Here is a 5,008-nt window from a genome sequence, read left to right as displayed (position 1 = left end):
ACAACAGATAGGAGAGTATTTTCGTAACCTCGACCACCTTATCACCCTTCATCAACGTAAGCCATTTTGTATAAACAGGAGGCAAAAATGGAAACAAACAACAAAAATGCAGAATTATTCTGCGAATATTATGCAAAATGGATTTCAGTATATAAGGAAGGGGCGATAAGGGAGGTTACTTTGGGTAAATATAAGATGACTCAGAAGTGGTTAGAGAAGCTTGCACCAGATTTGAAGATGTCTGATTTGAATAGAATTTCATATCAGCAACTTTTAAATGATTATGCAGCGACACACGAGCGACAAACTACTATGGATTTTCATCATCAATTAAAGGGAGCAATCTTAGACGCTGTTGATGAAGGATTGATAGAAAGAGATCCTACCAGAAAAGCAATCATCAAAGGTAAGACACCGAGTAAAAATAAGAAAATTAAATACTTAAATCAGTTTGAGCTACATACGTTAATTTCAACACTGAATCTTTCGTCAGAAATTAATTGGGATTGGTTTATTTTACTTGTTGCTAAAACAGGTTTGCGTTTTTCTGAAGCTTTAGCTTTGACACCAAAGGACTTTGACTTTGCACGTCAGTCGATATCAGTAAGCAAGACTTGGAACTATAAAGGAAATGGAGGATTCTTGCCAACCAAAAATAAATCATCAGTAAGAAAGGTTCAAATTGATTGGCAAATGGTTATTCAGTTTTCTGAGTTGATTAAAGGATTACCAGAAGATGAACCGGTTTTCATCAAAGGTAAAGTGTATAACTCAACTGTGAATGATATTCTGAGTAGGTATTGCAAAAAAGCAAATGTACCAGTGATTTCCGTACATGGCTTACGACATACTCATGCTTCAATTCTATTGTTTGCAGGAGTATCTATTGCAAGCGTTGCAAGAAGGCTCGGACATTCAAGTATGAATACGACACAAAAAACATATCTACATATTATTCAAGAATTGGAAAATAGAGATATAGATTTGGTAATGCGTTCGTTATCTGTATTAAACTAATAAAATTTAATGGCTTACGTTGATTAAAGTTGATAAGAACAGATGATGAATCAAAATTTGGGCTATCTTATGTGATAGCTCATTTTGTTTATTCTAAGTAATATATGGATATTCTAAATATTTTTTTAGAAATTAAAAGTATCAGTTGGAAACTATGAATAATGCTTTGTTCTAATCAACTCCAATATTTTTTAAAATATGTTTACGATACATACGGATGGAGGTGATTACATGCAAGATTTGACGGATCTTTCTGAAATAGAAATTGAACTAGACCTCGTAAAGATGGGCAAGCGTATCCAGAAAGTACGCAAGCTAAGAAGGCTAACCCAAAATGATCTTGCATCTATATGCAATTGTTCAAGTAATCATCTGAGTGCGATAGAAAATGGGATAAACAAACCATCGCTTGAGATGATGATGAAAATCAGTGTTGCACTTGATAAGAGCGTTGATTATTTTCTCATGGACTCATCACATGTTAGCAAAGCTTATCTGATTGATGACCAAATCATTGATCGGTTGAATAAATGTGATACAACGACATTACAGTTTATAGTTTCGTTCATTGACGATATTGTTATCTATAAAAAAGATGTCATCAGAAATTATAAAAAGCAAAATGAGTGATTCAAGAGAAAAAGCGAGATTAAGATTGCCTAAACTAATAGATTAGACAGTCCTCAAAACAGATAAAGCAGACCGTAAGACTGTCAATATTTGACTTTCTTTCGGTCTTTTTACATTTAAAGGAGTGTGAACAAAATGGAAATAAGAATTCCCACGCCGAGTGCGGGACAAGAAATTTTAGAAGATTGGAAAGACTTGGCTTATTCGTCAGAGTTTGTGGAAACATTATGCAAGTTGGAGTTTCAATCGCATGATCAAGACAATCCGGAGAAGATTGCAATGAATGCCTTGAATACTGTAGCTGAATTTTATGACGCAGACTGGTGTGGTGTCGTAGAAGCGGATTTGATTTTTCACGTATGGAACCCTATCTGGTGGACAAGCGGAAAAACACATAATGAGATCGTACGGAATTTTTTTGAAAAGGACAAGATTTTTCCGTCAGAGGAATGGATCAATGCCCTTCATCAAGGCAAGTGTATGATTATTGAGGATACTTCTGTTTATAAGGATACGAATCGGGAAGAGTATGCCAATTATAAGAATCTTGATATTGATTCTTTGATAGCGTATCCGTTTTGGAAGAACCCTGCCGGATTTTTGATTGTGCTGAACCCAAAGAAACATAAGAGAAAAATCAGTTTGATACAAGTGCTTTCTTTTGTAGTGTATTCAGCAATCAGCGAAGCAAGGCATACTGCCGGAAGTAATCGTGCGTTTACGGTTGATGAAATCCGTACTGATAAAGATATTGTAATCAATTTATTTGGTTCATTTGAAATCCATACTTTAAAAAGCGTGTTGAAGGAAGATGAAATCAACTCACCAAAGATTATTAGGATTTTGACTTATTTATTGCTTAATCCGAACCAACATTGCTCACCGAGAAGATTATGTGATGCGATTTGGCCTGATGAGATTATTGATAATCCAAGCAGCAAAATTAAATCGCTTATTTATAGGCTGCATATGCTTTTCAGCGATGTGCTAGATCATAAACTGATTATTTCGACTAGTCGAGGGTATCAGCTGAATCCGGAATTGAATATTGTTACAGATCTTCAGTTATTTGAAGATTATTGGTTATTATCACAAAAGACATTATCAAACAAAGCCAAAATTGAGATTTTGAAGAAGCTGACGAATATTTATCGAGGAAGCTTGCTTTCATCAGCAACCGGAGAACATTGGTTGATGAACTCAGAGATTGGCTTTCATCATAAATATATGGGAATTATCAATGATCTGTTGAAAGCATTCTTTGAAGCAGAGAACTATGATGACATTCAAAGTATGCAAGCAAAGCATTGATAGTTGATAATGCCAACAAGGAAGTTTATTACTGGCTGATTAAAGCGATGTATAAACTTGGTGCAAATGGAATGGCTCGTGGAGAGCTTAGAAATGCCGAAAGACTTTTAACTGATGATGAATATCAAGTGCTGCTATCTGCACTAAATGGAGCAATATAGAGCCATAACACCGCCATGCGACCGTTAAACGACTGTTGCAACACCTTAAATTTCTTATACGACCATCATGCGACCGACACAACACCGTTCGCAACACCCTCACTTTGTAGATTTTTTGTGCAAGGACAAAGCACAGAAAGAAAAGTGAGGGTTTTTAATTGGAAAAAGCAGATAAATACAGAGCGATCGTCTTTGCAAGTAATTGTGAAGATGGTCGCTCTTTTTCTTTATCTACAGTTTTAGTTCGTAATCGTTCTCCTCCAAATCTTTGAATTTCAAATCTGCAAATTCAAGGAAAAACAGGAGGAAATAAAAATGTATTACGATCCAAAAGAATGTGGAAAAAGAATCAAGGAATTAAGAAATTTACATCAATTAACACAGAATCAGCTATCAGAACGATTGAATATCAGTTTGAGTATGATGAGCAAGCTAGAACAAGGAACTAAGAGCATATCGGTAGATCTTGCTATCGAAGTTTCTGAGTATTTCCATGTATCACTTGATTATCTGCTGCTTGGAAAAGGCATGAGGACTGACGAGCTGCAAAAGAAACTTCTTCAAGCAGAATCTTTAATTCGTGATGTTGCAACTTTGATATAAGTAGCACGATTGGTGCTATCAACTGGCACTATCAGTCCCTCCTAAAGTAATTCGGGAAAGGATAAAATTTGGGTGTAGTCAGAAATGAGCTACAGGATCTTTGAAAACTGAATATCATTCATCAGGTACATTCCTGTTGCCGGTGTGAGAACATCAGCCACATCAGTGATACGCCATGACTGCACGAAGTGAGTAAGAGAAGGTAAGGATTATTATTCATGGGATTGCACGAGCGAGTCTTATCAGCTTGTAAAAATAAGTTAGCTTCTTATTCGGCAATGAAAGCAACAGGGACAATGATACTTCTCTACGGAGCTGGCGGAGAACCCGGCGGAGGGCAGAAACCCTATGGAGCTGTTTCGCTGACAGCCATCTGATGATTTCCCGATACGATTTTACAGTCAATCCCTAGGGGCGTTTAGGACAAATATAGGGTTCACATATTCGCATGGGAAAGCTGCGATTGTCAAATATGATTGCAGCTTTTCGGTACATACCCAAGAAAAAGGAGGTCATTCAATATGTTGAATAAAGATTGGGCGTATCGTAGAGGTGATATATATTATGCTGATTTGAACCCTGTATGCGGCTCTGAACAAGGAGGAATGCGACCAGTGGTAGTCATTCAGAATAATACCGGTAATAAATACGCACCGACTTTAATCGTAGCTATGGTAACCACAAAAGTAGGAAATAAACCAAGTTTGCCAACTCATTATTTGATTAGAAATAATGACGCATTAGCTGAGCCATCTATTGTTTTACTTGAACAAATTAGAACGATAGATAAAAAGCGTATTAAATCATACTTAGGAAAGACAACAAAAAGAGAATTATTGGGAATTGATAAAGCACTTCTTAGAAGTCTATCTTTGAATTATTTGATTTGTATTAAAGAGCCAAGAAATTAACGAGATAAATGCTAGGAAGATGAAGTGTTTTCATAATTGAGAAGTTGACTTAAAACTTGTGGATCGTCTGTCTGTGAAAGCAGACAGACGATTTTCATAGGTGTATGGAATTGCTTTTAGTTTTACATATCATTTTGCAAAACCGGATATGTAGAACGGAGGCTTTCTATGAAAGATGGATGGACAGATTTAGCTGACTTTTTACAAGAGATGATTGAAAAGTATTATAGTTCCCTTGACCTTAGTAATGAAGAAATTGACATCGTTGCTAGAAAATAAGATTAAAAATAGAATGAAGATGGGTTGAGGAGTTTGTGTGAGAAAAATTCACACAAACATTTACATAACAAGCAAAGATAGACAAGTAGGAGGAAA

At 35.9% G+C, this 5,008-nt stretch carries 6 protein-coding genes; all 6 read left to right on the top strand.

Annotated elements, in window-relative coordinates; all coding sequences use genetic code 11:
- Positions 1-87: 87 nt before the first annotated feature.
- Complete coding sequence (locus ACLUJM_RS12765) at positions 88-1,017, top strand: site-specific integrase (RefSeq protein ID WP_331871764.1); 930 nt, start codon at positions 88-90, stop codon at positions 1,015-1,017.
- A 231-nt stretch (positions 1,018-1,248) separates the two neighbouring features.
- Complete coding sequence (locus ACLUJM_RS12760) at positions 1,249-1,647, top strand: helix-turn-helix domain-containing protein (protein ID WP_257363460.1); 399 nt, start codon at positions 1,249-1,251, stop codon at positions 1,645-1,647.
- 135 nt (positions 1,648-1,782) lie between these two features.
- Positions 1,783-2,958: a hypothetical protein gene (locus ACLUJM_RS12755; RefSeq protein WP_412412979.1), complete on the top strand. Its 1,176-nt coding sequence runs from the start codon at positions 1,783-1,785 to the stop codon at positions 2,956-2,958.
- Positions 2,955-3,119 (top strand): hypothetical protein, encoded by a 165-nt coding sequence (locus ACLUJM_RS12750; protein WP_412412978.1) that lies wholly within the window; start codon positions 2,955-2,957, stop codon positions 3,117-3,119. Before ACLUJM_RS12755 ends, ACLUJM_RS12750 begins: the two co-directional genes overlap by 4 nt.
- Positions 3,120-3,434: 315 nt before the next feature.
- Positions 3,435-3,722 (top strand): helix-turn-helix domain-containing protein, encoded by a 288-nt coding sequence (locus ACLUJM_RS12745; protein WP_257363457.1) that lies wholly within the window; start codon positions 3,435-3,437, stop codon positions 3,720-3,722.
- Between the two features lie 521 nt (positions 3,723-4,243).
- Positions 4,244-4,633, top strand: coding sequence for a type II toxin-antitoxin system PemK/MazF family toxin (locus tag ACLUJM_RS12740; RefSeq protein WP_257277743.1), 390 nt, complete (start codon positions 4,244-4,246; stop codon positions 4,631-4,633).
- The last annotated feature ends 375 nt before the right edge of the window (positions 4,634-5,008 follow it).

The organism is Finegoldia sp. (genome assembly GCF_046991905.1).
Classification (GTDB): Bacteria; Bacillota; Clostridia; order Tissierellales; family Peptoniphilaceae; genus Finegoldia.
The sequence above is the reverse complement of the archived record's forward strand: the minus strand, read 5'-3'. Positions and strand labels throughout refer to the sequence as shown.